This is a genomic window from Bradyrhizobium sp. USDA 4354, assembly GCF_054060315.1.
In genome coordinates, this window is record NZ_JBSSDC010000001.1 from 1,863,260 (window position 1) to 1,886,293 (window position 23,034).

22 protein-coding genes and 1 tRNA gene are annotated in these 23,034 nt (G+C 63.9%); 16 read left to right on the forward strand and 7 right to left on the reverse strand.

The annotated features are described in order from the left end of the window. Positions 1-5: 5 nt before the first annotated feature. Positions 6-1,013 carry an ABC transporter substrate-binding protein gene (locus tag ACVIIV_RS08790; protein ID WP_456743831.1) on the reverse strand — a complete coding sequence of 336 codons (1,008 nt, stop codon included), beginning with the start codon at positions 1,011-1,013 and terminating at the stop codon, positions 6-8. 144 nt (positions 1,014-1,157) lie between these two features. Between ACVIIV_RS08790 and ACVIIV_RS08795 the strand changes: the two genes are divergently transcribed. The 7 genes from ACVIIV_RS08795 (at position 1,158) to ACVIIV_RS08825 (ending at position 9,518) form a co-directional block, all read left to right on the forward strand. Continuing rightward, positions 1,158-2,093 (forward strand): LysR family transcriptional regulator, encoded by a 936-nt coding sequence (locus ACVIIV_RS08795; protein WP_456743832.1) that lies wholly within the window; start codon positions 1,158-1,160, stop codon positions 2,091-2,093. 71 nt (positions 2,094-2,164) lie between these two features. Then, entirely contained in the window at positions 2,165-3,436 is a 1,272-nt protein-coding gene (locus ACVIIV_RS08800; protein WP_456743833.1) for a DUF2157 domain-containing protein, read from the forward strand. Further along, positions 3,433-4,038, forward strand: a complete 606-nt coding sequence (locus tag ACVIIV_RS08805; RefSeq protein WP_456743834.1) for a GDYXXLXY domain-containing protein — start codon at positions 3,433-3,435, stop codon at positions 4,036-4,038. The genes ACVIIV_RS08800 and ACVIIV_RS08805 overlap by 4 nt, the downstream gene beginning before the upstream one ends. A gap of 350 nt (positions 4,039-4,388) precedes the next feature. Further along, a tRNA-Ser gene (locus ACVIIV_RS08810) sits at positions 4,389-4,475 on the forward strand. A gap of 132 nt (positions 4,476-4,607) precedes the next feature. Then, positions 4,608-6,341 carry a hypothetical protein gene (locus tag ACVIIV_RS08815; RefSeq protein ID WP_456743835.1) on the forward strand — a complete coding sequence of 578 codons (1,734 nt, stop codon included), beginning with the start codon at positions 4,608-4,610 and terminating at the stop codon, positions 6,339-6,341. Continuing rightward, positions 6,338-8,125, forward strand: a complete 1,788-nt coding sequence (locus ACVIIV_RS08820) for a hypothetical protein (RefSeq protein WP_456743836.1) — start codon at positions 6,338-6,340, stop codon at positions 8,123-8,125. Before ACVIIV_RS08815 ends, ACVIIV_RS08820 begins: the two co-directional genes overlap by 4 nt. A gap of 532 nt (positions 8,126-8,657) precedes the next feature. Beyond that, positions 8,658-9,518 carry a DMT family transporter gene (locus tag ACVIIV_RS08825; RefSeq protein ID WP_456743837.1) on the forward strand — a complete coding sequence of 287 codons (861 nt, stop codon included), beginning with the start codon at positions 8,658-8,660 and terminating at the stop codon, positions 9,516-9,518. An 11-nt stretch (positions 9,519-9,529) separates the two neighbouring features. On the opposite strand, the gene ACVIIV_RS08830 is transcribed toward ACVIIV_RS08825, so the two are convergent. Together ACVIIV_RS08830 and ACVIIV_RS08835 are read right to left on the reverse strand one after the other, a co-directional pair. Further along, positions 9,530-10,744, reverse strand: a complete 1,215-nt coding sequence (locus ACVIIV_RS08830) for an EAL domain-containing protein (protein ID WP_456743838.1) — start codon at positions 10,742-10,744, stop codon at positions 9,530-9,532. 602 nt (positions 10,745-11,346) lie between these two features. Continuing rightward, complete coding sequence (locus ACVIIV_RS08835; RefSeq protein WP_456743839.1) at positions 11,347-12,510, reverse strand: hypothetical protein; 1,164 nt, start codon at positions 12,508-12,510, stop codon at positions 11,347-11,349. Between the two features lie 335 nt (positions 12,511-12,845). On the opposite strand from ACVIIV_RS08835, the gene ACVIIV_RS08840 reads away from it, so the two are divergent. Next, complete coding sequence (locus ACVIIV_RS08840; RefSeq protein WP_456743840.1) at positions 12,846-13,469, forward strand: LuxR C-terminal-related transcriptional regulator; 624 nt, start codon at positions 12,846-12,848, stop codon at positions 13,467-13,469. A gap of 76 nt (positions 13,470-13,545) precedes the next feature. Here the strand turns inward: ACVIIV_RS08840 and ACVIIV_RS08845 are convergent, their stop codons facing one another. The 3 genes from ACVIIV_RS08845 to ACVIIV_RS08855 all read right to left on the reverse strand — a co-directional run bounded on the left by ACVIIV_RS08845 (position 13,546) and on the right by ACVIIV_RS08855 (position 15,178). After that, positions 13,546-13,794 carry a hypothetical protein gene (locus tag ACVIIV_RS08845; protein ID WP_456743841.1) on the reverse strand — a complete coding sequence of 83 codons (249 nt, stop codon included), beginning with the start codon at positions 13,792-13,794 and terminating at the stop codon, positions 13,546-13,548. Positions 13,795-13,940: 146 nt separating this feature from the next. Further along, complete coding sequence (locus ACVIIV_RS08850; protein WP_456743842.1) at positions 13,941-14,318, reverse strand: Hpt domain-containing protein; 378 nt, start codon at positions 14,316-14,318, stop codon at positions 13,941-13,943. A 152-nt stretch (positions 14,319-14,470) separates the two neighbouring features. Beyond that, the gene (locus ACVIIV_RS08855) at positions 14,471-15,178 is read right to left on the reverse strand and encodes a Crp/Fnr family transcriptional regulator (protein ID WP_456748688.1); all 708 of its coding nucleotides are present in this window, start codon (positions 15,176-15,178) and stop codon (positions 14,471-14,473) included. Between the two features lie 396 nt (positions 15,179-15,574). Between ACVIIV_RS08855 and ACVIIV_RS08860 the strand changes: the two genes are divergently transcribed. The 7 genes from ACVIIV_RS08860 to ACVIIV_RS08890 all read left to right on the forward strand — a co-directional run bounded on the left by ACVIIV_RS08860 (position 15,575) and on the right by ACVIIV_RS08890 (position 21,816). Then, entirely contained in the window at positions 15,575-15,700 is a 126-nt protein-coding gene (locus ACVIIV_RS08860; RefSeq protein ID WP_456743843.1) for a hypothetical protein, read from the forward strand. A 424-nt stretch (positions 15,701-16,124) separates the two neighbouring features. Beyond that, positions 16,125-18,920, forward strand: a complete 2,796-nt coding sequence (locus tag ACVIIV_RS08865; protein ID WP_456743844.1) for a hybrid sensor histidine kinase/response regulator — start codon at positions 16,125-16,127, stop codon at positions 18,918-18,920. Between the two features lie 98 nt (positions 18,921-19,018). Beyond that, the gene (locus ACVIIV_RS08870) at positions 19,019-19,492 is read left to right on the forward strand and encodes a chemotaxis protein CheW (protein ID WP_456743845.1); all 474 of its coding nucleotides are present in this window, start codon (positions 19,019-19,021) and stop codon (positions 19,490-19,492) included. A gap of 32 nt (positions 19,493-19,524) precedes the next feature. Next, the gene (locus ACVIIV_RS08875; protein WP_027577509.1) at positions 19,525-19,911 is read left to right on the forward strand and encodes a response regulator; all 387 of its coding nucleotides are present in this window, start codon (positions 19,525-19,527) and stop codon (positions 19,909-19,911) included. A gap of 62 nt (positions 19,912-19,973) precedes the next feature. Next, positions 19,974-20,852, forward strand: a complete 879-nt coding sequence (locus ACVIIV_RS08880) for a CheR family methyltransferase (protein WP_456743846.1) — start codon at positions 19,974-19,976, stop codon at positions 20,850-20,852. A gap of 2 nt (positions 20,853-20,854) precedes the next feature. Further along, positions 20,855-21,172, forward strand: a complete 318-nt coding sequence (locus tag ACVIIV_RS08885; RefSeq protein ID WP_027577507.1) for a hypothetical protein — start codon at positions 20,855-20,857, stop codon at positions 21,170-21,172. Between the two features lie 140 nt (positions 21,173-21,312). Next, positions 21,313-21,816, forward strand: a complete 504-nt coding sequence (locus ACVIIV_RS08890; RefSeq protein ID WP_100236822.1) for a response regulator — start codon at positions 21,313-21,315, stop codon at positions 21,814-21,816. Here the strand turns inward: ACVIIV_RS08890 and ACVIIV_RS08895 are convergent. Then, positions 21,813-22,139 carry a hypothetical protein gene (locus ACVIIV_RS08895; protein ID WP_456743847.1) on the reverse strand — a complete coding sequence of 109 codons (327 nt, stop codon included), beginning with the start codon at positions 22,137-22,139 and terminating at the stop codon, positions 21,813-21,815. The two genes, ACVIIV_RS08890 and ACVIIV_RS08895, sit on opposite strands and share 4 nt — an antisense overlap. A 150-nt stretch (positions 22,140-22,289) precedes the next feature. On the opposite strand from ACVIIV_RS08895, the gene ACVIIV_RS08900 reads away from it, so the two are divergent. Then, complete coding sequence (locus ACVIIV_RS08900; protein WP_091897867.1) at positions 22,290-22,925, forward strand: response regulator transcription factor; 636 nt, start codon at positions 22,290-22,292, stop codon at positions 22,923-22,925. Positions 22,926-23,034 lie beyond the last annotated feature (109 nt).

Genomic DNA, 23,034 nt, shown 5'->3' on the forward strand with positions numbered 1-23,034 from the left:
CGTCATCACACCAGACCGAACTGCTTGGTGGCCTGCTCGGCAAAACGGTTGTCGACCATCTGCGCATAGGGGAGGATGGACTGCACCGCGCCGCCGCCCTGTTCGAGCTGCATCGCGCGGTCCCACTCATCGGCGGAGATGGTCGGATTGCGCGGGATCGCCGTCTTGGAGCCGAAGAAGTTCTTCGTTGCGCTGGCGACGACGGAATGAGCGACCTTCGGGAAATATTTCTCGGCGACCTCGGTGAAAACGGAATTGTTCTCGTGCATCAGCTTCTGCGCTTCCGCGATCGCGTTGCAGAAACCCTGCACCGCGGCCGGATTGCTCGCGATCGTCTCTTCGGTCGCCATCGCGGTGGTGAAGCAGAGCGAACCGAGCGCGTCGGCAAAGGACAGCACGGGGACGAGGCCGAACTGCTCGGCCGCGATGCTGACGTCCCATTCGAACGCGGTGGCGATGTCGGCGCGGCCGTCCTTCACGGCGGCAGCCTGCGCGCCCGGCGGCAATTCGAGAAAGGTGACGCCGGCCTCCTTCGGATCGAACTTGCCGACGGTCTTGATTGCGTAAGTCGGCACCTGGATCGTCGAGGACGGGAATTTCAGCGTGGCGATGGTCTTGCCGCGCAGATCGTCGATCGTCTTGATCTTGCTGTCGGGCTTGGCGATGGCCCACATCGACACGCCGCCGACGATCTTTGCGATGTTCTTGATCTTGCCGCCCTCGCGAACGGCGTTGACCGACATGCCCGGGCTGGTGACACCGATCTGGCCGCGTCCCGAAAGCAGGATCGGCACCGGCAGCGCGATGCCGCCGGCGGTGGAGAGGTCGGCATCCAGGCCGTGCTTGGCGAACAGCCCTTTGTCCGCGGCGACATAAAGTGAGTTGTACATGCCGAGCCGCAGCGCTTCGGCGATCGCCACCTTGGCGCCGGCCGCGAAAACTGGGGCACCCGCCAGCGGTGCCGTTGCCGCGCCGAGCAGTAAATACTTCATGAGGTCGCGTCTGTTGATCACGTCCCTGTCCTTTGCTTGTCAGAACAGTGGGTTACGCCCTGCTCTGCCTAATTGACGATCATCCCCGGTCTTCGCCCAAAATCTTTGCATTGAAGTTTTTCATTAGCAATCCGGAATAGATAGATATATTTATAAGCAATGCTGATGGATCGGCTCGACCTGAAACAGCTTCGCGCCTTTGTTCGCGTTGTCGAGACCGGCAGCTTCAGCGCGGCAGCGCGGGCGCTGGGGATGTCGCAATCCGCCGTCAGCCAGGCGGTACGTCAGCTCGAGGACGGATTGCGCGTGCGGCTGCTCGACCGCACCACGCGAAAGCTTCAGCTCAGCAAGGTCGGCGCGGATTTCATGCCGGGCATCCAGCGTCTGCTCGCCGATCTCGATCGCCAGCTCCAGGATCTACGCGATCTGCGTGAGCATCGCCGCGGTCACGTGACGGTGGCTTGCGTGCCGTCGGTGGCGCTGCGGCTGATGCCGCACGTGCTCGCCACGTTTCAGCGCGAGCATCCGATGGTGGCGGTGACGCTGAAGGAGATTTCGCGGCATCAGATCTTTGCGGCGTTGCGTGGTGGCGATGCCGATCTCGGCATTGCCAACGTGCCCGGCGACGATCCCGAGCTCGATGCGACGCGCCTGCTGGTGGACAATTTCGCGCTGGTGATGCGCCGCGATCATCGGCTCAGCGCGCGCGGCACCGTGAGCTGGGCGGAGGCGTCGAAAGCAGGCCTCGTGGTGATGGCATCAGGCACCGGCATCCGGCTCGAGATCGAACGCGGCGTCGCCGAGCTCGGTCAGGGCACGCCGATCCACGAAGCCGAGCATCCGGCGACGCTGCTGGCGCTGGTCGAGGCCGGCGTCGGCGTTGCGCCGCTGCCGAGTCTCGCCTGGCCCGAGGCCAGCCATCCCGTGCTCACCTGGCGCAAGCTGGTCGATCCCGTGATTGAGCGCGAGCTCTATCTGATCTGGCGCATCGGCCGCGATCTGTCGCCGGCCGCGCGCGCACTCCAGCGCGGCATTTTGGCGGGCGCGCAGACGATCCGCGAGCAGAAGCTCGCCGACTGGCGTGCGAACCAGAGCGGATAGGTTGAACCTGCCAAAGGCTGGATCCGACGAAGCAAACACCGCCGGCTGACTGGCGCCAGGTATCCAGGACGATGTTCGACAAAGCCTACCGTCAGCGCCTCGAAGCTGATCTTGCGCAATGGGAAGCCGATGGCGTGATCGCGCCGGCGGCCGCCGCCTCCATCCGCAATGCGCTGCCGCCAACCTCGCCCGGCATCAACATCGCCGTGGTCGTCGCCATCGTCGGCGGCCTCTTGATCGCAGCCGCGTTCCTCGCCTTTGTCGCGGCCCTTTGGACGGAGATCGCGCGGCTGGCGCGGTTTGCGATCCTGATCGCCGGCATGATCGTCGCCGGCGGCCTCGGCGCCTGGTTCGCCGCGACGGGGCGCACCGTTCTCGCCGATCTCTGTGCCGGCATCGGTGCGATCATCTTCGGCGCGGGCATCGCGCTGGTCGGCCAGATGTATCATCTCGGCGACGACTTTGCCGGCGGCATGCTGTTGTGGTCGATCGGCGCCTTTGCCGCGGCGGTGCTGACCGGCTCGCGCGGCGCGCTTGCGGTCGGTCTCGCGGCCGCCTCGGTCTGGACCTGCATGCGCATCTACGATGCGCCTGATGTCCTGCATCTTTCGTTCCTGGCGGTCTGGCTGCTGGCCGCCGCTGTCGCCTTCGCCTGGCATTCCCGCGTCGCCGCCCACCTCGTCGCGGTCGCGGTGCTGCCGTGGTGGGTCGCGACGTCGCTTCGCTTCGAATTCGACGGTGCCCAGCCGTCATTCGTGCTCGCGAACGGTGCGGCCTTGCTGTTCGGCGCCGGGCTCGCGATCGCCGCCGCGCCGTCGCCGAGAGCGCTCCGGCTCGGCAGCGTCCTGTCGATTTACGGCGCGTTTTCACTCGCCATTGCCGCGTTCCTGGAGGTGACGACGGTCGACGATCTCGTTCGCTTCCGCGCCGGGTCTGTTGCGGGCCAGCCGCTTTGGGCGATCGCGTGCGGGGTTGCCGGTGTGATCCTTGCGCTGATCTCGGCTGCAATCACCAGGCGCGCGGGAGAACTCCTTGCAGCAGGTGCGATCGGGCTGGTCCTGCTCGCGGCGCCGGTGTGGCCGGCATCCATGGCCGGCGAATCCTGGCTCGCCTATGCCGCGTTGCTCTCAGCCATGCTGTGTCTCGTCGTCTCCGGCATGCTCGATGACGTGCGTCCGCGCATCGTCGCCGGCTGGCTCGGGATTGCCGGGGTCATCGCCGGCATCACCTGGGCGGTGAAGGGGTCGCTGCTGCGTCGCTCGGCATTCCTAGCGGCGGCGGGCGTCGCGGCCGTCGCATTTGCAACCGCGCTCAATCGCATGCTGCCGAGGGTCGAGCGATGACCGAGCTGATCGCATCCGTCACAAGACTCTGGCAGCGCATCCCGAAAGCCGTGCTGTTCGGCGTCGCCATCCTGATCCAATGCCTGCTGCTGATCCTGATGGTCGCCGATCGCGTGCAGATCCTGCGCGACGGCCGTGAGGTGACCCTGCAGACCCAGCCCGTCGATCCCCGCGATCTCCTGCGCGGCGATTATGTCGTGCTCCGCTACGACATCTCGCAGCTGCCGGCGGGTGCGCTCACGGGCAAGCCGTCCGGGACGCGCAATCCCGTCGTGTTCGTGAAGCTCGCGCCCAATGCCAGCGGGCTTTACGAGGCCGTCTCGGTGCATGCCGAGCCTGTTGCCGTCACGGCTCCCGAAATCCTGATCCGCGGGCGCGTCCTCTATTCCTGCGGTTCGACCAGCCCCATCTTCTGCGACAAGCTGACGATCAAATACGGCCTCGAAAGCTATTTCGTGCCCGAAGGCGAGGGCAGGACGCTCGAGCAGGCCCGCAATCAGCAGAAGCTGCGGATCGTCGCCGCCGTGCTGCCCTCAGGCCGCGCCGCCATCAAGCGGCTGCTGCTCGACGGCAAGCCGGTGTACGAGGAGCCGTGGTATTAGGGCGGAATGGCGCTGGGATAGATCGATTGCCGCGGCGCCGGGTGAGGGCTTTCTCCTCTTCGAGACTGTCCCATTGCGGAAACATCCTCTCCTCTCCCGGCCATATGTGATTCGGTCGCGTCCAAGCCGTCGGTCGCCCCGGGGCATGCCGCTGCGATGGTCCGGGCATGTGCCCAATTCTTTCAAACTGCCGCTGAAAAAGCTGCCGCGACCGGCATCTTCGCCGGGACATGGCGTTGCCAGTTCCTAGAACCAGTCTGATTTTCGCCCCGAGCGCCTTGTCTGGCCCGCCATCCTCGCCTATTAACGTCCCGAACCACGGGGGCCGCTACTCCTATAAGACGCCTTCAGGAGAGGTGGCAGAGTCGTTGAATGCACCGCACTCGAAATGCGGCATAGGTGCAAGCCTATCGGGGGTTCGAATCCCTCCCTCTCCGCATATGTTTGTTTATCTGTCGATTTTCCCAAGCCGAACGGCGTAACAGTAGATCCTGTAGGGCCGACGATGGCGTACGATGCGTAGCCCTCAACATTGGAGCGGTGGCATTCTTGTGTAGCCGCGGTGGACGATGGCCGATACGAACGAAATCATTGCGCACTACAGTGCGGGCACGTTCCTGGAGCTGTTGGTCGAGCGCCTGCGTGGCCACAGCACTGATGACATCGGTAGAGAGTTCCGCGCGACGCTAACGGCGCTCCATAACGACGGCACGATCAATGTGCTTGAGCCTGCGCGCACGATTGACAGCTCTCCAATCACCCAGCACGACTTTTTCACCATTTTGCACGTTTATTGCGGCCTCATTCCCGAACTCAAGGCCGAGGTGCCGGCTATGCTGGCAGCGGTGAAGGCGTTAATCGCACGCGCGGGCAATGATCTTGTATCCGGCATGCCCAACGGCGCTTATCGGAGTTGGGCAGAGCAAGGCAATCGCGCCAGGGTCACACTCTCCGCCCTCGATGCTGCTCAACCCGAAGACGCGGCTTATCTATTCATTGGGCTCCAGGCGCTCGCCAAGAACGAGCCCGAGATCGCCCTCGATCAAGCGATTGGGTATCTCGCCAGCACGGCCGCGCCTGCACGGTCCGCGGCAGCCAAAGCGATCGGCACCATGGTGCTCGCGAAGCCAGAGGACCGAATCCGCGCCGCAGATGCGCTCGCGGCTGCCAGGGTGGCCGCCGACGACAATAGCCTCGGGCATATCGTAACCGCCATCTGTGAGATTGCCCGTGCCCATAAGGACATGGAAGGAGCGGCGGTCGCGCTTATCGCCAAGGCCAGAACTCAAGTCGGCGACCAGGCAATTCATCAAGTGTCCTTCGAGCTCATGTTTCACGGCGAGACACTTTCGCCAGCGATCATGGCAGGTCTAACTGCGATCGTGCACAAGGTTGCGATTGGCAATCACGCCACGCTTAAGAACATCGACGCCGCAATTTCAAAGCTCGTGACGCACGGACGCTTAGACCAGGCGCTTGAAGTAGTCACGCCACTGATCTCCGCGAATGACGAACTCACCTCGCTTGAGGCGTTTGAGGGCTTCGCCCACGCTTTGCTCCAACTCGCACCAGATCAACTGACGAAGGTAATAATAGGGTGGCTGTTATCGCTCGATCGCAACCTCGGCGAAGCCGCACATTCGCTAGTCGGCAACCATCACGGCGGGCCACTTGTACTAGAGGTCGGCGGCACTGCAGCTGGCATGTCAGACGCCGACGCGATCCTGCTCGCGCATCGCACAGTCGGCTATCTGTTCATTCACCCGATCACTGCAGCCTCGTTGGTGCTGGGGCTCATCCGCGGCGCCGCGGAGGACCCCCGCAAAATAATGGCGAACGTCCTCTTTGATCCACTGCTCATCAACTATTCGGGGGAGCTTGCCGATTGGCTCCGTGAACGAGCAAGGGACAGCTCCGATCCCGCACATCTCGTTATCGCAGAACTGCTCGCCCGGCTTGAGACCTACATTGAGGGGCTGCGCAAGGCCGGTAGGATCAAGGAGCTGCGCCCGTCCGAGCGCGAGCGGTTGATCGAGAATCATCGCCGGCACGAGTCGATGCGCCAAGCGCACAAGCAGGCCGAAAAGAAGTCGATCTTCTTGTCGATCGTGAGTCGCTCGGTGCTCCTCTACGGCAATCGCTCGATTAGCTATTTCGAGGGGCCTGATGGCAAGAGGCAGCGCAACGAAATGAAGTTGCACAGTGTCAGCCACAGTGTCGAGGCGCCGCGGCTCGACATTCTCGAACCGTTCGAACTGGATTATACGCTCCGCGTGTTCCGTGCGATGCGAGTGGCGAAATGAAGCTCGTTATTCGCGAGTATCTTGCCTCCTTGCGCGAGCGCGGCGAGCTCGATGCGGTCCTGCCAGATCTGCTAACGGAGCTTGGTTTCACGGTCTATTCGCGTCCAGCGCGGGGAACCCGCCAATATGGCGTAGACGTAGCTGCGGTCGGTGCCGGACGCGATGGCGTGCGACGTGTCCATCTCTTCTCGGTCAAATCGGGCGATCTCGATCGCGCCGAGTGGAACACGGCCTCGCCGCAGAGTCTCAGGCCATCGCTGGACGAAATTCTCGACCACTACATCGCAAGCCGTATCCCGCCTGAGTATGCTGAGTTGCCGATCGCTATCTGCCTCACGTTCGGCGGCGCGATAGACGAGCAAGTTCGTGCTGAAGTGACCGGCTATATGAGCCGCAACACCACCGAGCGGATCAGCTACGAAGAGTGGAACGGAGACCGTCTGGCAAATGTCATCCTCGCTGGCATCCTTCGCGAAGGTTTGCTCCCCGCCGCTTTGCGGAGCCATTTGCGCAAAAGCGCCGCGATGGTCGAGGAGCCCGACATCGCGCTCGACCATTTCGGGAGGCTTCTGCGTGCTATAGCCGATGCGCCCGGCGCGAGTCCGGCGGCGCGGCTGTCACAAGCGCGGCTGATTAACATTTGCCTGTGGATCATGTTTGTTTGGGCGCGCGAGGCGAACAATGTCGAGGCTCCCTATCGAGCCAGCGAGCGCGCGTATCTTGAGGTCTGGCACCTTCTCAAAGGAGATGTCGCGCGCTCAGGCAAAGTGGCTGAGGCGGCAGGTCTCGTCATCAACGAGCTGGCTGAGCTGCATTTCAAGATCTGGGACGAATTGTTCGAGACGAAGATTCTGCCTCACGCGGACGTTCGGCATGCGCTCTCCTCGGCGGTTGGATCGCATGCGGCGCTCGACGTAAATCTCAAGCTGTTCGAACTTGTCGGTCGCCTTGCGCTGCGGGGGCTGTGGTTGGTGTGGCAGCTCGCGCCGCCATACGGCCCGATTGTGCTCAGTAATGACTATCTGCAAACAGTTCCAACCGCGATTGCCGAGAGCACTAGGGAGACCGTCGAGCGGATCGACCGTCTCTGCCAGCGGCTAGCGCAGATTGTCGGCAACAACCGGGCCCTCTTGTCGCCGGTTGGCGACTGGCAGGCGATCGATATTGGTCTCGCTTTTACGCTTCTCGCCTGCCGCCCGGCGGCTCATGCTGCAATCGACGAATGGAGCGAGGAGTTGGCGAAACGCAGCATCTTCGCGTTCAAAACGCATGGGCGCTACCCGATAACAAGCCGCTCCTATTGGGATTTGGTCGATCATCCCTCCGACCGCAGCGAGGAGTATAGTCAGGGTTCGACTGAGGGCAGCACGCTGTACCCGATGCTCGCTCTGTGGGCCGCAGCGCGTAACAAGCAGGAATTGTTTGACGAGTTGGCCAGCTTCAAGGCCCAGTCACTTGGACACTGCACCTTCCAGGCGTGGTTGCCGGACGAAGACAGCGAAGACAATCTTTATCTCGGCCGTGACAATCATGGTGCGTCACTGACGGGCGTTCCTGTTACGAAAGGCACGCGCGACACTCTCGATTTCGTCCTGGAGGAAGTCACGAGCAACCCACACTATGATCGGCTTTCGGCCGTCCGGTTGGGGCATTGGCCCATCGTACTCATGGCTTGCCGCTGCCACCGATTGCCGGTCCCACCGCACGTCTGGCGCGATCTCCTGCCAGCTGTTCGTCCGCCAGAGCCGGTAGTGGCGCCGCCGCAAACCGACAGTGCCCAATAAGCTCGGCTCCCCTCGCATCCCGCTTTTCATTTAGGATTGCTGGACAAGGTTGTCTGATCACCACCAAATGCGGTTAGCGTAACACTGCACTAAACTCCGACTGTTCAGCGGCCGATGTCGGAGAAAAAAAGTCCGAACTAGCGTCGATGATGCAACTCACTCGCCTCCGAAAGGCCCAGCCAGAACCCTGCCTGTCGACCTCCTGCGATCATGGCACTATGCTCCTGTTTTGCCCGACGAAGCAAATGACGGGAGACGTCATTCGAAATGGGCGGCACCGCTAGCGACCTGTTCTCGTCGGCTCGCAGGGGTGCGCCGGAGAGGCGAGTCAAACCACGATCCCTCGGCTTTTTGGCTCTCGGAACCCTGCCCGCCGCGTCCCCCAAGTCCACCCCCACCTAACCCATTGATCTTGCAACCCCCGTCTACTGTGCATGGGGTTGTTTTCGCACTTTTGTTGTTCCATGGCAGAACGCGAAGCGTTCAACGGTCGCGGCACCAGATCAACCGCCATCCACCAAGCGAGACCAACATGCACTCTTCCGCCATCGGCTGGGGCAACGGGCTCCTCGGCGTCATCATCTTCAGCGGCTCGCTGCCGGCGACGCGGGTGGCGGTCGGCGGCTTCTCGGCGCTGTTCCTGACGTCCGCGCGCGCCGTCATCGCGGCGCTGATCGGGGCGGCGGTGCTCGTCGTGCTCCGGCAGATGCGGCCGCAGCGGCAGGATCTCGCCTCGCTCACCATCGTCGCCATCGGCGTCGTGGTCGGCTTTCCCTTGCTGACGGCGCTCGCGCTCCAGCACATCACCTCGGCGCGCTCCATCGTCTTCATCGGCCTGTTGCCGCTGTCGACCGCGATCTTCGGCGTGCTGCGCGGCGGCGAGCGGCCGCGGCCGCCGTTCTGGCTGTTCGCTTGTCTCGGCAGCGCCACGGTGGCCGGCTTTGCCCTCTCCGGCGACGGCTCGGCGTCGCTCACCGGCGATCTCCTGATGGTGGCCGCGATCGTGCTGTGCGGCCTCGGCTATGCCGAAGGCGCTGCGCTGTCGCGCCGCCTCGGCGGCTGGCAGGTGATCTCCTGGGCGCTGCTGCTCGCGCTGCCTTTGATGCTGGCGCTCGCAGTGCTGACCTGGCCGCCCGTCTGGAGCGGCATCGGCGTGCCCGCCTGGATCGGGCTCGCCTATGTCTCCGTCTTCAGCATGTTCGTCGGCTTCATCTTCTGGTACCGCGGGCTCGCCATCGGCGGCATTGCCCGCGTCGGCCAGCTGCAGCAGCTGCAGCCGTTCTTCGGGCTCGCGCTCGCAGGTCTTCTGCTGCACGAGCCGGTCGCAGGAAGCATGATCGCCGCGACCGCGATCGTGGTCGCCTGCGTCTTCTTCGCGCGGCGGTTTGCCTGAGGCCTATCGCCTCACGCCTGCCCCATCACCGTCCGCGTCAACGCGCTCCTTGCGAATTTCTTCAGCGGCATCGGCTTGCCGAACAGAAAGCCCTGCACGAGATCGAAGCCGAGCTCGTTCGCGGCGACGAGATCGGCGCGGCTCTCGACCCCTTGCGCCACCGCGCGCGCGCCAAAGCTCTGGGCCAGCTCGACGATGTGACGGCACACCGTGCGCTTGAGCCGGTCATTGCCGCTGCCGGTGACGAACTGCCGGTCGGCCTTCAGCTTGACGAAGGGAATCTTGTCGAGGCCCATCAGCGCCGGCCAGTCGGCGCCGAGATTGTCGATCGACAGGGCGATATTGTGCAGTCCGACCTCGCGCGCGACCTCGGTCAGCAGATCGAGCTCGCGGATCGCCTCCTCGCTCTCGATCTCGACCGTCAGTCCGCCGAAGGCCGGATGCGTCGGCACGCGGCGGCAGAGATCGCGCACCGCCTGCGGCTCCCTGAGATAGGAGGCAGGAAGATTGATCGACAGATCGACCGGGCTTTGTTGCTCCAGCAGATAGTGCCAGTCTTGCACGGCGCGATCGATCACGAACTCCGACAGCTCGCGAAAATGCGGATCGTGCGGCTCCGGGATGAAATAGGCCGGCGGCACCACGCCCCAGGTCGGATGCCGCATCCGCACCAAGGCCTCGGCGCCGCTGCGCACCAGCGTCCGCGCGTCGACCTTGGGCTGGTACCAGAGCTCGAGCCAGCCGGCGTGCAAGGCCTCGCCGACATGCACGGCCGGGCTCGGCGCCGGCTCCTCCGGCAGCAGCATCGCAACGCGCTCGCGCAGCGTCTCCGCGGCAAACGGCGTCGTGAGCGGCGGCAGCATCGCAAGGCCATATTCCTCGCCGACCTGCCGCACGGCTTTGACGATGATCGACTCGCGGGCGCCGACCGCGAGAACTTTGCCGACAAAGGCCTCGCGCACCAATACTTCGAGGAATCGTCCCGGCTCGATGCCATCGGCGGCGACGCCGAGCAGGATCAGGTCCGGCAATTCGCTGGCGAGCACGGTCTGCAGCTCGTCGGCGCTGGCACATTCGCAGGTGACGAAGCCGAGATCCTCGAGCACCTCGCTGAGAAAGGCGCGCAAGTGACGCTTGCTGTCGGCCACGCAGGCGCGCGGCGTCACCTTTCGCCGTCCGAAGGTCACAGGCCTCCGTTCGACGAGTTCAGTAATCCCATCGTTCATCGTACACCACTCCCGTTCCGTGACGGTTTCTTAAACGCTGAGCGTGGGTTCAAATAAGGAGAGCTTCACATCGTTCTTGAATAATTTGAGTAACGTTAAGCCCTGCAATTCGAGCTAATTTGTCGACAGAATCTTCGAAAGGAATTTGCATACCCGAGCACCACACGCGCAGTACCGGTTGATGCAGATGAAATGTCTTTCGCGCGCGATCGGCGTGCGACTTGCCGATCGACGACGTCGAAGGAAGCGCTCGCGCGGTTGCTCCGACGCAGCGATGAAGCGGGTGCAACGTTAATCGGCGGTGGCTTTCACGTTGCGCCTTCCCGCGATGCGTGCGCCGTCGCCTTTCGCTCGTGACGGTTCTGCGACAACAGGTCCGGGCCGGCGGCCGCAAATGTGAAGCGCATCACATGCGCATTGCTGCATCTGCGCTATTGCTCCGCGCAGCCGGTGGTGGGCTGTCGAGGACTACAGCTATGTCGATGCGGCGAATGATCTATTGGTGGTTCAGATTCGTGCTGTCAGGGCGATTTATGGATCGCTTCCTGTGCCTGCCGCGTTAGCCGCGCTGCGCAACGTGCCCTTCGCGGCCAAGCCCCGATCTAGGTCTGCCCGATCAACTTGCGGAACGCCGCTGCACCGTCCTGCATCGCGTCGCGTCCCTTCCAGGCCAGATAAGTCAGCTTGCCGCCGAGCGTGTCGTGGCTGCGCAGCCGCCGCGATCCAAGAATGTGGCCGACATTGGCGGGGAAGCGGCTCACCTCGGCGGACACCAGCGCCGCGATCGCGTCCATCAATTGCTGGAGGCGGACGCCCCAGTCGCAATGTTCGATGCCGTCGATGCGGACCTTGAGCGCATATTCGGTATCATAAATTTCGGCGAGCAGGTCGCGGGCGACCAGCACCCGGTTGTGCCGAAGTGCGATACGAAGCGCGAGGCGCTTGTCGTCGAGCCGGTCGAGAACCATGGGAACGGCGCAGGCATAGGGCGTGGCGGCAACGTCTGCGGCGGCCTTGCTCGCGGCGGCCTTGGTGGCGAGCCGCGCCAATTGCCAGGACGTCTTCAATCGCCGCGCCACCAGCGCGAGCGCGAAGGGCAGCGCCTGGGGATGCGCCTTCTTGAAGGCGTCGAGCTGCGCGGTGATCTGGGCGACCTGGCCGTCGTCGAACTTCGCGATCTTCTCAGGCAGCTTCTCGTTGAACTTCGGTAGCGCATCGCCGGCGCGCAGCACATGAAGCATCTTCAAGACGTCGTCGAAGGCGCTGCGCGAGGCCGTGTATTGCGCAAGCTTGGCCCGCGCAGATTCGGCGCTCTCCGGCGAGGTGAGGGTGCTCTCGAGGACCTTGACGACCTTGGTCTGGAAGGTCGACGCGATCTTCTGCACTTCCTTCGGGTTGTTGGCCGCGACCTGCTCGGTGATCGCCTTGATGTAGTCGCGCGCCATGGTCGGCAGCAGATCGCGGCAGATCCATTCCCAGATCGGGGTGAGGGTGTTGCGCGAGATCCGCCCCATATTGGCGTGCTCGGGCGCGCCATCGATCAGCAGCAGCTCCAGCGGCGCGAAGAAATAGCGCGAAGGGTTGGTGGCGCGCGCCTGGGTCGATCCGTCCTTGCGGAACTCGGCGCGCAGGCGGGATTGGATGTCGGCCGAACCCGGCATGTCGATGCCGCACAGCTCGAGCCGTTCGAGCTCGCTGAGCAGGCAGCTGCGCGACAGCGGCGTCAGCCTCTGCAGGAATTCCGACAGCCGATCGATCTCGTTCATGGCACGCAATCTTTCGCAGCGTGTCCCGCGGGCTTGCGGGCCCAATGCGTGGAGGCATTTGCGCGCTCTCAACCTCCCTAGAGAAGCAAGTCGCCGTTAATTAATCCGTAAAACCCGGGGGGCGGACGTCAGGGGGAAGGCGGCGGCCAAGGGGTTCAGCCTGCTCGCCGAAGATCCTCGGGGAAGAACTCAACCCCTGCATGGTCGAGCGCGGCGTCGCGCAAGCACAAATTGTGCCGAAGCCGCCATTTTCGCGGAAAAATGCCTAAATCACCGTAGTCTTACGGAACAAAAAGTTAACCACAGACCGGCCCCGGTTCCGCTAAACGAGTGACATGGGGTCACAGAATGATACGGCCACCGATTCGCGGCGGTCGGAATGGCACGAAGGCAGCGCTGCTTCAGCTGAAGAGCCCGATTTCGTCCGCCTGAGCGCCGTCCGTGCCAAGGCGGCCGACGAAATGGCCGCTGCCATCGCCCGCGAGCTCAACGGCCCCCTGACTGCGCTCCTGCTCTATATGGGCGAGATCAAGCATCACAGCGATCAGCTCGCGCCGGTTACGAGCGATCGTGCCTATCTGCAGCGGGTGGTGGAGAACGCGCTGGCACAGACCGAGCGCGTTTGCGGTCTGGTCAAGCAGCTTGCCGGGCCGCACAAGGGCGGCTTGCCGATCCCGTCCAGCGCCGAGGGGGCAGAATCGAAGGCCGCCCGCGTGCTGCAGCCGCAGCGCGTGCCGAGCGCCGAACTCCTCGGCCCGTCGGGCCAGAAGCGGCTGACCAAGCGCGAGCGCGAGGTGCTGAGGCTGATCAGCGAAGGCTACTCGAACAAGCAGGGCGCGCTTCGCATGCAGATCAGTCCGCGCACCTTCGAGAGCCACCGCGCCGAGGCGATGCGCAAGCTCGGTGCGCGCAACACCGCGGACCTCGTCCGTGCGGCGCTGCTGCATTCGATCGACTGAGGTGGGGGGGCGCCGCCGGCAGGCGTGCGGACGAGGCTCCAGGAATCTCTCGAGAAGTCTGGGAAACCCGCCGCGCTCAGAAATAATCTTCGGCGAACGGACGTGCGCGCGAGGCGGGACGCAGCGGCTTGATCTCTTCCTTCGGCGCGTTCGGAATGATCGTGATGGTCCAGCGGGGAGGCATGCTCGATTCCTGCTCCAGCACCGAACGCACGAAGCCGGTCACGGTCGACTCGCCAGTCTTCACCGTCGCCATCCGGCCGTTGAACTGTGCGATGCGGAAGCGACGCACCTCCTTCTGGTCTGCGGTCTCGTAGGTGAACATGGAAAACCCTCCTGGTTTTCCGGGACTATCGCCACCTATGATTAGCCATCTCTAAAAATCCCAAACCGTAGAAGTACGGCGGGTTCCGCGCGGTCTGTGCCGGAGCGCTTTCGAGCGAAGCGGATACCGGTTCGCGCAATGCCGCTTTAGACCTGCGGCTCCTGCGCGCGCGCGGCGGCATAGGCGGCATCCATCAGGTCCAGGAGAGCGCGGAATTCGGCCTCGCCGAGGCCCTCCGCGGTCTTCTCCAGCCGCAACGCCAGCGCTGCGAGCCTGACATAGCCGAACGTTCCGGCCGCGCTCTTCAGCGAATGCGCTTCGCGTGCGATCCTGGCGTGCTGCTGCGCTAGCGAGAGCGTGCGGAACAGTTGCAGGCGCGCGCAGGTCTCGCTCCAGAACACATCGCGCACCTCACAGGCACCGTCCTCGCCGATCTCGCGCACCAGCGCTTCGTACGCGCGCGGCTCGCGCGCGGGTTTGGCATCGAGCGTCGTCTGCGCAGGCGCGACGGTTACGTCAAACATGGCCTTGCCTGCCTTGATCACGGTTGTCGCGCGGCACGTGCCGGCGCGAGGCATGCGCCGTGTCTACGGCCTTCGAATTTCAGTTCCGGTAGCAGGATGGCCGGTGTTTGCAGGCCGGCATTAGCAGGCGGTTTACCAATCGACCGCAGCGATCAGCGTGCGCCGAGCAGCCGGTCGTACTGGGCCTTCACGGTGGCGTAGCATTCGCACGCCGTCTGGCGCAGGCCGTCCAGGTTGGTGATCTGGATGTGTCCGCGGCTGTAGTGGATGAAATTGGCCTGCTGCAAGGAGTTGGCGACCAGCGACACGCTGTTGCGCCGCGCCCCGATCATTTGTGCCATGGTCTCCTGGGTCAGCAGCAGCCGGGAATCGCCCGACAGATCATGAGTGTGCAACAGGCACCGCGACAGCCGCGACTCCACCGGATGGGCGGCGTTGCAGCCCGCGGTCTGCTGCACCTGGGCGTAGACAGCCAGCCCATGGCGCGTGAGCAACGTGCGCAGGGTGCTGCTCTGGTCGGCGGCGATCCGCAGCCGGTCCAGATCCATCACCGAGGCGACGCCGGGAACCAGCACAATGGCGGTGTTCAATGCACGCGCATCGCCCATGATCGAAAGCGTCCCGAGCAGGCTGTCGCGGCCGATCATGGCGACTTGCACATGCTCGCCCTTGGCCAGCTCCACCACCAGCGAGATCACGCCGCGGTTGGGAAAATAGGCGCGCTTGAGCGTCTCGCCGGTCTCGACCAGCACGGCATCATGAGGCAGATCGACCGTTCGCAGGTGCGGGCGGATCAATTCATAATCGTCTGCCGGCAGTGCGGACAGGAAACCGTTGGATGGACGCACCGTCGTTTCCAAAGCTGCCTCCCCCGTTTCCTGCACCTCTCGAATCGCGCGCGCAATCACGTCCTGCGCGGGTAGTTCCATCATGTTCACGCCGGGATATATTGGCAATTGGGACAAGTTGTCCTCTGTGGCGGTGGGCCTGCGACGCTGAACTGATCCACCATGGGAGAAGTAGACGCATCGCAACGTAGCGCCGCCCCCGCTCAAGACAGATTTCCTGACCATTTCCGACTGTCGCGAGATGCGGACGCAGCAGATCAAAATCCGCAGCGTCGAGCAGTTTCAGCAGCTGATTGGAAGGGTGGCTGCTCGCGGTCATGCAAGTCAATCCGGCGGGTCCGATAGACGATCGCTGCGCCCGTTTGACATTCAGTGGCGAGGCGAACAAATACTAACCTAAAAGTTGTGATGTCGTTCATATACCCGTTGCTGCGCAAGCCGTTCACGCCGCGCGCGCTGCTCGTCGCCATCAACGATTGCCTGGAAGAGCATCGCCCCGACGGCGACGTTGCCTCGGCCGCGCGGCTCGGTTAGCGCGGCACGAGCCGCTTTGGCTGCAGGGTAACCGTTCGTTTACCTCGAGCACGGACCGGGCAGATCGCGGCAACACCGCAAAACGCGGATCGCGAGAGCGCCGCCGTTGTGGGCGGCTCAGTCCAACACCCTGCACGCCGTCTCTATCGCACTTCACGAGCAGGACTTTCCCGCGCGCCTCGTCCCGTTGTTATCGGCCCATTTACTTCGCACGGCTCCTCCCTTGCGGCGCGGAGCTGGTTCTGCCGAAAGGCGCTGCGGCATGCAGTCGAACCGCAAACTTCTCTTCAATATCCGTAGTAGCACGGAGGATGAAATTAACGGGACTGTGAAAGGGGATGTCTAACGATCCAGGATAGGGCGTCCGTCCGTGCAGGGATGGCTCAGGCGTCGGGTTTAGGTCCAGGTCAGTAAGGCGTAGCTCATGGATGATCTGTTGCGGGAGTTTCTGACGGAGACCAGCGAGAGCCTGGACACCGTGGACAATCAGCTGGTGAAGTTCGAGCAGGAGCCGAACAACGCCAAGATCCTGGATAACATCTTCCGCCTGGTCCACACCATCAAAGGCACCTGCGGCTTCCTCGGCCTGCCGCGGCTGGAAGCGCTGGCGCATGCCGGCGAGACCTTGATGGGCAAATTCCGTGACGGCATGCCGGTGACCGGGCAGGCGGTGACGGTGATCCTGTCCTCGATCGACCGCATCAAGGAGATTCTGGCCGGCCTCGAGGCGACCGAAGCCGAGCCTGAAGGCAACGACCGCGATCTCATCGACAAGCTGGAAGCGATGGTCGAGCAGGGCATGGCCGCGATGTCAGGCTCGGCGCAGCCGATGCCGGCTGGCACCGCTCCCGTTGCCGACGCGCCGCCGCTGGCGCCGGAAGCCCCTGTTGCCGCCGCGCCGGCAAAGGAGATGACCACGGGCTTGCTGGTCGAGCAGACCCTGGAGCGTCCCTTGCGCCCGGGCGAAGTCTCGCTCGACGAGCTCGAGCGCGCCTTCCGCGAGACCGCGATCGAAGCGCCGATCCCCGCGCCCGTTGCCAAGGCTGAAGCGAAGGCCGAGCCCGGCCCCCAAGCGCCGGTCGCAAAGGAAGCCGCAAAACCCGCCAAGCCCGCGCCGAAGAAGTCGATGGCCGACGAGAGCGCGAGCGAGGGCGACCGCATCGCCAACCAGTCGATCCGCGTCAACGTGGATACGCTGGAGCACCTGATGACCATGGTCTCCGAGCTGGTCTTGACCCGCAACCAGCTCCTGGAGATCTCCCGCCGCAACGAGGACACCGAGTTCAAGGTGCCCTTGCAGCGCCTCTCCAACGTCACCGCCGAGCTGCAGGAAGGCGTCATGAAGACGCGCATGCAGCCGATCGGCAATGCCTGGCAGAAGCTGCCCCGCATCGTCCGCGACCTCTCCAGCGAACTCGGCAAGCAGATCGAACTCGAGATGCACGGCGCCGACACCGAGCTCGACCGCCAGGTGCTCGATTTGATCAAGGATCCGCTCACCCACATGGTGCGCAACTCCGCCGATCATGGCCTGGAGACCCCCGCCGAGCGCGTAGCCAGCGGCAAGGGCGAGCAGGGCACCATTCGGCTCTCCGCCTATCACGAGGGCGGCCACATCATCATCTGCATCGCCGACAACGGCAGAGGCCTCAACACCGAGAAGATCAAGGCCAAGGCGCTCTCGAGCGGTCTCGTCACCGAGGCTGAGCTCGAGAAGATGAGCGAAGCGCAAGTCCACAAGTTCATCTTCGCGCCGGGCTTCTCCACCGCGGCCGCCATCACCTCGGTGTCGGGGCGCGGCGTCGGCATGGACGTGGTGCGCACCAATATCGACCAGATCGGCGGCACCATCGACATCAAGTCGGTGGCCGGCGAGGGAAGCTCGGTCACCATCAAGATCCCGCTGACCTTGGCCATCGTCTCGGCCCTGATCGTGGAGGCCGCCGGCGACCGTTTTGCCATTCCGCAGCTCTCGGTGGTCGAGCTGGTCCGCGCCCGCGCCAACAGCGAGCACCGCATCGAGCGCATCAAGGACACCGCGGTCCTCCGTCTGCGCAACAAGCTCTTGCCGCTGATCCACCTCAAGAAGCTGCTCAAGATCGACGACGGCGCGGCGTCCGATCCCGAGAACGGCTTCATCGTGGTGACCCAGGTCGGCAGCCAGACCTTCGGCATCGTCGTCGACGGCGTGTTCCACACCGAAGAGATCGTGGTCAAGCCGATGTCGACCAAGCTGCGTCACATCGACATGTTCTCCGGCAACACCATTCTGGGCGATGGCGCGGTGATCATGATCATCGATCCCAACGGCATTGCCAAAGCGCTCGGCGCCGCCGGCTCCTCGGCCCATGACATGGGCGACGAAGCCGCCGGCCACCACATCGGCTCGGGCGAGCAGACCACCTCGCTGCTGGTGTTCCGCGCCGGCTCGTCGCAGCCCAAGGCGGTCCCGCTTGGCCTCGTCACGCGCCTCGAAGAGCTGCCGGCCGACAAGATCGAGTTCTCGAACGGCCGCTACATGGTGCAGTACCGCGAGCAGCTGATGCCGCTGGTGGCCATGGAGGGCGTCACCATTGCCAGCCAAGGCGTCCAGCCGATCCTGGTGTTCGCCGACGACGGCCGCTCCATGGGCCTCGTCGTCGACGAGATCATCGACATCGTCGAGGAGCGGCTCAACATCGAGGTCGGCGGCTCTTCCTCCGGCATTCTGGGCTCGGCCGTGATCAAGGGCCAGGCCACCGAGGTGATCGACGTCGGCCACTTCCTGCCGATGGCGTTCGCCGACTGGTTCACCCGCAAGGAGATGAAGCCGTCGCTGCACTCGCAGTCGGTGCTGCTGGTCGACGACTCAGCCTTCTTCCGCAACATGCTGGCGCCGGTGCTGAAAGCCGCCGGCTACCGCGTCCGCACCGCGCCGACCGCGCAGGAGGGCCTGGCGGCGCTGCGCGCCCAAAACTTCGACGTGATCCTGACCGACATCGAGATGCCCGACATGAACGGGTTCGAGTTCGCGGAAGTGATCCGCTCCGACAACAACCTCGCTGCGACGCCGATCATCGGCCTCTCGGCGCTGGTGTCGCCGGCGGCGATCGAGCGCGGCCGCCAGGCCGGCTTCCATGACTATGTCGCCAAGTTCGACCGTCCCGGTCTGATCGCGGCGCTGAAGGAGCAGACCGCAGGCGCCGCGGGCGCCTCCGAGCTGAGCCGGGCGGCGGCGTAGAGCATGATCCGGACCCGAAGGGCCGCGTTAGCGCAAAGTGCGAAGCGGTTTTCCGACAAGATCATGCTCAGACAAAAGTCCGGGATCAGGAGACACACATGAGCAGCAAGACCCAATCCAGCGAAGGCGCCATGGTCGAATACGTCACCGCGATGATCGGCGGCCAGCTGTTCGGCCTGCCGATCTCCCGCGTCCAGGACGTGTTCATGCCCGAGCGCGTCACCCGCGTGCCCTTGTCCTCGCGCGAGATCGCGGGCGTCTTGAACCTGCGCGGCCGCATCGTCACCGTGGTCGACATGCGCTCGCGTCTCGGTCTGCCCAGGGACGAGGACGGCAAGACGGCGATGGCGGTCGGCGTCGACCTGCGCGGCGAATCCTATGGCCTGCTGATCGACCAGATCGGCGAGGTGCTGCGCCTGCCCGAGGACGGCATGGAGGAGAACCCCGTCAACCTCGACCCTCGCATGGCCAAGCTCGCCGGCGGCGTCCACCGCCTCGACGGCCAGCTCATGGTCGTCCTCGACGTCGATCGCGTCCTCGAGCTCGAAACCAAAGTGCAGATGGCTGCGTGAGCTAACGAAAACATCGAAGCCGGAGAACCAAAATGAAAACGTGTTTGGTCGTCGATGATTCCAGCGTCGTCCGCAAGATCGCGCGCCGGATCCTGGAAGGCCTGGAATTCGAGGTCACCGAGGCCGAGGACGGCTCGAAGGCACTCGAGATCTGTCAGCGCAAGCTGCCCGATGCGGTGCTGCTCGACTGGAACATGCCGGTCATGGACGGATTCGAGTTCATGGGCCACATGCGCCGCCTGCCCGGTGGGGATCAGCCCAAGGTCGTGTTCTGCACCACCGAAAACAACGTGGCTCATATCGCTCAGGCGCTCAGCGGCGGCGCCAACGAGTACATCATGAAGCCCTTCGACAAAGACATCATTGCCGACAAGTTCGCTGAAGTTGGTTTGATCCCGGTCGGACAAGCCATGGTCTGAGTGTGTCTGGCCCAAAGTGTTTGGGCCAGAGTGTTCCAGTACAGCTTTCTGAGAGGCCATCCGTGACCCCGACCGAGTACGAGTATCTGCGTAAGTTCCTGAAGGATAATTCCGGTCTCGACCTGTCCGCAGACAAGCAATACCTGATCGAAAGCCGCCTGCTGCCGCTCGCCCGCAAATCCGGGCTCTCCGGCATCGCCGAACTGGTGCAGAAGCTGCAAGCCGGCTCGCGCGCGCTGATCACCGACGTGGTCGAAGCCATGACCACCAACGAAACCTTCTTCTTCCGAGACAAGGTCCCGTTCGATCATTTCCGCGACCACATCATGCCGGAGATCATCAAGGCGCGCGCCGGCAAACGCAGCGTGCGCATCTGGTGCGCCGCCGGCTCGACCGGCCAGGAACCCTATTCGCTGGCGATGTGCCTGAAGGAGATGGGCGCGGCTCTCACCGGCTGGCGCGTCGAGATCATCGCGACCGACCTGTCGCAGGAGGTGCTCGAGAAGGCCAAGGCCGGCGTCTACAGCCAGTTCGAGGTGCAGCGCGGCCTGCCGATCCAGATGCTGGTGAAGTATTTCAAGCAGACCGGCGAGACCTGGCAGATCAATCCCGAATTGCGCGCGATGATCCAGCACCGGCAGCTCAACCTGCTGCACGATTTTGCCCAGCTCGGCACCTTCGATGTCATCTTCTGCCGCAACGTGCTGATCTATTTCGACCAGGACACCAAGATCAACATCTTCAACCGCCTGGCGCGCCAGATCGAGCCGGACGGCTTCCTGGTGCTGGGCGCCGCCGAAACCGTGGTCGGACTGACCGATACGTTCAGGCCAATTCCGGAGCGGCGCGGCCTCTACAAGCCGAACGATCCGCGCGCGGCAGCGGCCAAGCCGGTTCTCGCCGCTGCGGCGCCGCGCATGGCGGCGATGGCAGGACGATAGGCATGGCCGAGGATGGCAAGGGCGCCGAACGCGTGACGTTCAGCCGGGGCTATGATGTCTGCATCATGGCTATCGACGGCACCTGGCGGCGCGACTGCAAGCTCAACGCGATCTCCGACACCGACGCCATTCTCACGGTGGAGGGCTCGATCCAGGGGTTGAACCTGAAAGAGTTCTTCCTACTGCTGTCGTCGACGGGCCTCGCCTACCGTCGCTGCGAGCTGGTCCGCGTCAACGGCGCCGAAATGGACATCCAGTTCCTGCGCGGCAAGAACAGGAAGAAGCGCGGTACGGCCGGCGGCCATGACGCCGCGGCGTGATCTGGCCGCAGCGTCGCCACTCTTTCCGACGCGTTGCTTCACAATTGCTGAAAATTTCGGAATCAATTGGCCGCAGCTGCTTTACGTGGCCTAAGTGCGAGCCGTGTATCCATTGACGGTCTCAATCTCAGGATACGGCAATGCCCAGAAGTTCTCTTTCGCCCATCCCGTCAAACCTGCCCGACGTCGCCGAGCGGCGTGCGCTTCAGCTCCTGGTGGTCGACGACGACGCCACGCAGCGCCGCCTGATCACGGTCGCCGCCAAGCAGGCCGGCCACGAAGTCACCGTGGCGCCGTCAGTGGCAGACGCGATCGAGAAGCTCCGCGCTGCGCGCTTTGACTGCGTGACGCTGGATCTCGTGCTGGAGGATGGCGACGGCATCGACGTGCTGCGCGAGATGGCGAGCGCGAAATTTGCAGGCTCCGTGATCGTCATCAGCGGCATGGACGGCAAGCGCCGCAGCGCCGCCCGCAGCTTCGCCCGTTCCGTCGGGATCGAGCTTCAAAGTCTGCCGAAGCCGCTGGATCTCGCGGCTCTGCGCATCAGCCTCGCCAATCTCGGCAAGACCGCGATGGGCCTGCCGGCGATCCACACCTGGGGTGGCGTCGCCAACGATGCGATCGTGGAACGGCACCGCGCCTAAACCGCGGAGCTGCCATGCGATCGGACGCGGTCGTCCGCCGCGCTGCCGGATTCGGACAGGCATTGCAGGGCGTGGCCGAGGCCCGCCCGGCAGGCGTCGAGGGCCGCGTTCGCGGTGGCATAACGGGGCGTGACGTCGTCGAGTAAGAAAACGTCCGCGGAACCTTCCGGATCGCTGCCGTGTTCTTGATCCATGGCTGCGGCGATCCGGCGCATGCTGGTCTCGATCTGTGCGATCAGCAAGCGAAGGTCTGCCGCAATCAGTTCACGGCTCTCGACTTCGGGCGTTGCGACAAGAGGCGGCGTGTCAGCCAAATTTAGCATGGATATTCTCCGTCTCCAGCAATTAGGCGCCATGCCGCTACTTGTGCGTTAAGTCCATGTCCCGTACAAATACGGGTGGGCCGAATCCGCGCCGAGCGCCATAACGATTTGTGCGGACGCGAGTCCTTCATTGCCAACCGGATGTGGCACATGGCCGAACAAAGCTCTCGCGGTGAAATCTTCGTGGTCGACGACGACCCTGCCGTTCGTGACACCTTGTCGATGGTGTTGAAGGCGGCGGGCTATGAGGTGATCTGTTTTGCGGACGGCGCAGCGCTGCTTTCCGTCGCGCGAAACCGCACACCGGCTGCGATCCTGCTCGACGTGCATATTCCCGGAAAGTCGGGTCTCGACATCCTGAAGGAGTTGCACGGCGAGGACTATCCGGCGCCGATCTTCATGATCTCCGGGCAAGGCGACATCGCGATGGCGGTAGGTGCGATCAAGAGCGGCGCGCTCGACTTCATCGAGAAGCCGTTCCGCGGCAGCGAGATCGTCGGCCGGCTCGACGAGGCGATCGGCGCCTATGCACGCAGGCAGGCGGAGAACGCGTCTCCGAAATTCGGCTCGCTGCATTTCCCAGGACGCGAGCCGTTGACGCGCAGGGAGCGCGAGGTGCTGGAGCAGTTCGCCTCCGGCGCCTCCAACAAGGAAGCCGGCCGCACGCTCGGCATCAGCCCGCGGACGATCGAGGACCACCGCGCCAACATCATGAAGAAGCTCGGCGCCCGCAACGCCGCCGACCTGATCCGCATCGTGATGACCGCGGCCCAGCGCGCGTCATAGGACGAGATTTCTCTTTCGTGCCCCGGACGCAGCGCGTCACCGAAAGCGCGTTCACGCGCGTCTTCGACGCACTATGGTGATGCGCTGCTGAGCCGGGGTCCATCTTTCA

Excerpts from the sequence above, each read along its gene's own strand:
- ACVIIV_RS08795 (WP_456743832.1), top strand. The coding sequence starts at position 1,158 with ATGGATCGGCTCGACCTGAAACAGCTTCGCGCCTTTGTTCGCGTTGTC.
- ACVIIV_RS08800 (WP_456743833.1), top strand. The coding sequence starts at position 2,165 with ATGTTCGACAAAGCCTACCGTCAGCGCCTCGAAGCTGATCTTGCGCAA.
- ACVIIV_RS08805 (WP_456743834.1), top strand. The coding sequence starts at position 3,433 with ATGACCGAGCTGATCGCATCCGTCACAAGACTCTGGCAGCGCATCCCG.
- ACVIIV_RS08815 (WP_456743835.1), top strand. The coding sequence starts at position 4,608 with ATGGCCGATACGAACGAAATCATTGCGCACTACAGTGCGGGCACGTTC.
- ACVIIV_RS08820 (WP_456743836.1), top strand. The coding sequence starts at position 6,338 with ATGAAGCTCGTTATTCGCGAGTATCTTGCCTCCTTGCGCGAGCGCGGC.
- ACVIIV_RS08825 (WP_456743837.1), top strand. The coding sequence starts at position 8,658 with ATGCACTCTTCCGCCATCGGCTGGGGCAACGGGCTCCTCGGCGTCATC.
- ACVIIV_RS08830 (WP_456743838.1), bottom strand. The coding sequence starts at position 10,744 with ATGAACGATGGGATTACTGAACTCGTCGAACGGAGGCCTGTGACCTTC.
- ACVIIV_RS08835 (WP_456743839.1), bottom strand. The coding sequence starts at position 12,510 with ATGAACGAGATCGATCGGCTGTCGGAATTCCTGCAGAGGCTGACGCCG.
- ACVIIV_RS08840 (WP_456743840.1), top strand. The coding sequence starts at position 12,846 with ATGGGGTCACAGAATGATACGGCCACCGATTCGCGGCGGTCGGAATGG.
- ACVIIV_RS08845 (WP_456743841.1), bottom strand. The coding sequence starts at position 13,794 with ATGTTCACCTACGAGACCGCAGACCAGAAGGAGGTGCGTCGCTTCCGC.
- ACVIIV_RS08850 (WP_456743842.1), bottom strand. The coding sequence starts at position 14,318 with ATGTTTGACGTAACCGTCGCGCCTGCGCAGACGACGCTCGATGCCAAA.
- ACVIIV_RS08860 (WP_456743843.1), top strand. The coding sequence starts at position 15,575 with ATGTCGTTCATATACCCGTTGCTGCGCAAGCCGTTCACGCCGCGCGCG.
- ACVIIV_RS08865 (WP_456743844.1), top strand. The coding sequence starts at position 16,125 with ATGGATGATCTGTTGCGGGAGTTTCTGACGGAGACCAGCGAGAGCCTG.
- ACVIIV_RS08870 (WP_456743845.1), top strand. The coding sequence starts at position 19,019 with ATGAGCAGCAAGACCCAATCCAGCGAAGGCGCCATGGTCGAATACGTC.
- ACVIIV_RS08875 (WP_027577509.1), top strand. The coding sequence starts at position 19,525 with ATGAAAACGTGTTTGGTCGTCGATGATTCCAGCGTCGTCCGCAAGATC.
- ACVIIV_RS08885 (WP_027577507.1), top strand. The coding sequence starts at position 20,855 with ATGGCCGAGGATGGCAAGGGCGCCGAACGCGTGACGTTCAGCCGGGGC.
- ACVIIV_RS08890 (WP_100236822.1), top strand. The coding sequence starts at position 21,313 with ATGCCCAGAAGTTCTCTTTCGCCCATCCCGTCAAACCTGCCCGACGTC.
- ACVIIV_RS08895 (WP_456743847.1), bottom strand. The coding sequence starts at position 22,139 with ATGCTAAATTTGGCTGACACGCCGCCTCTTGTCGCAACGCCCGAAGTC.
- ACVIIV_RS08900 (WP_091897867.1), top strand. The coding sequence starts at position 22,290 with ATGGCCGAACAAAGCTCTCGCGGTGAAATCTTCGTGGTCGACGACGAC.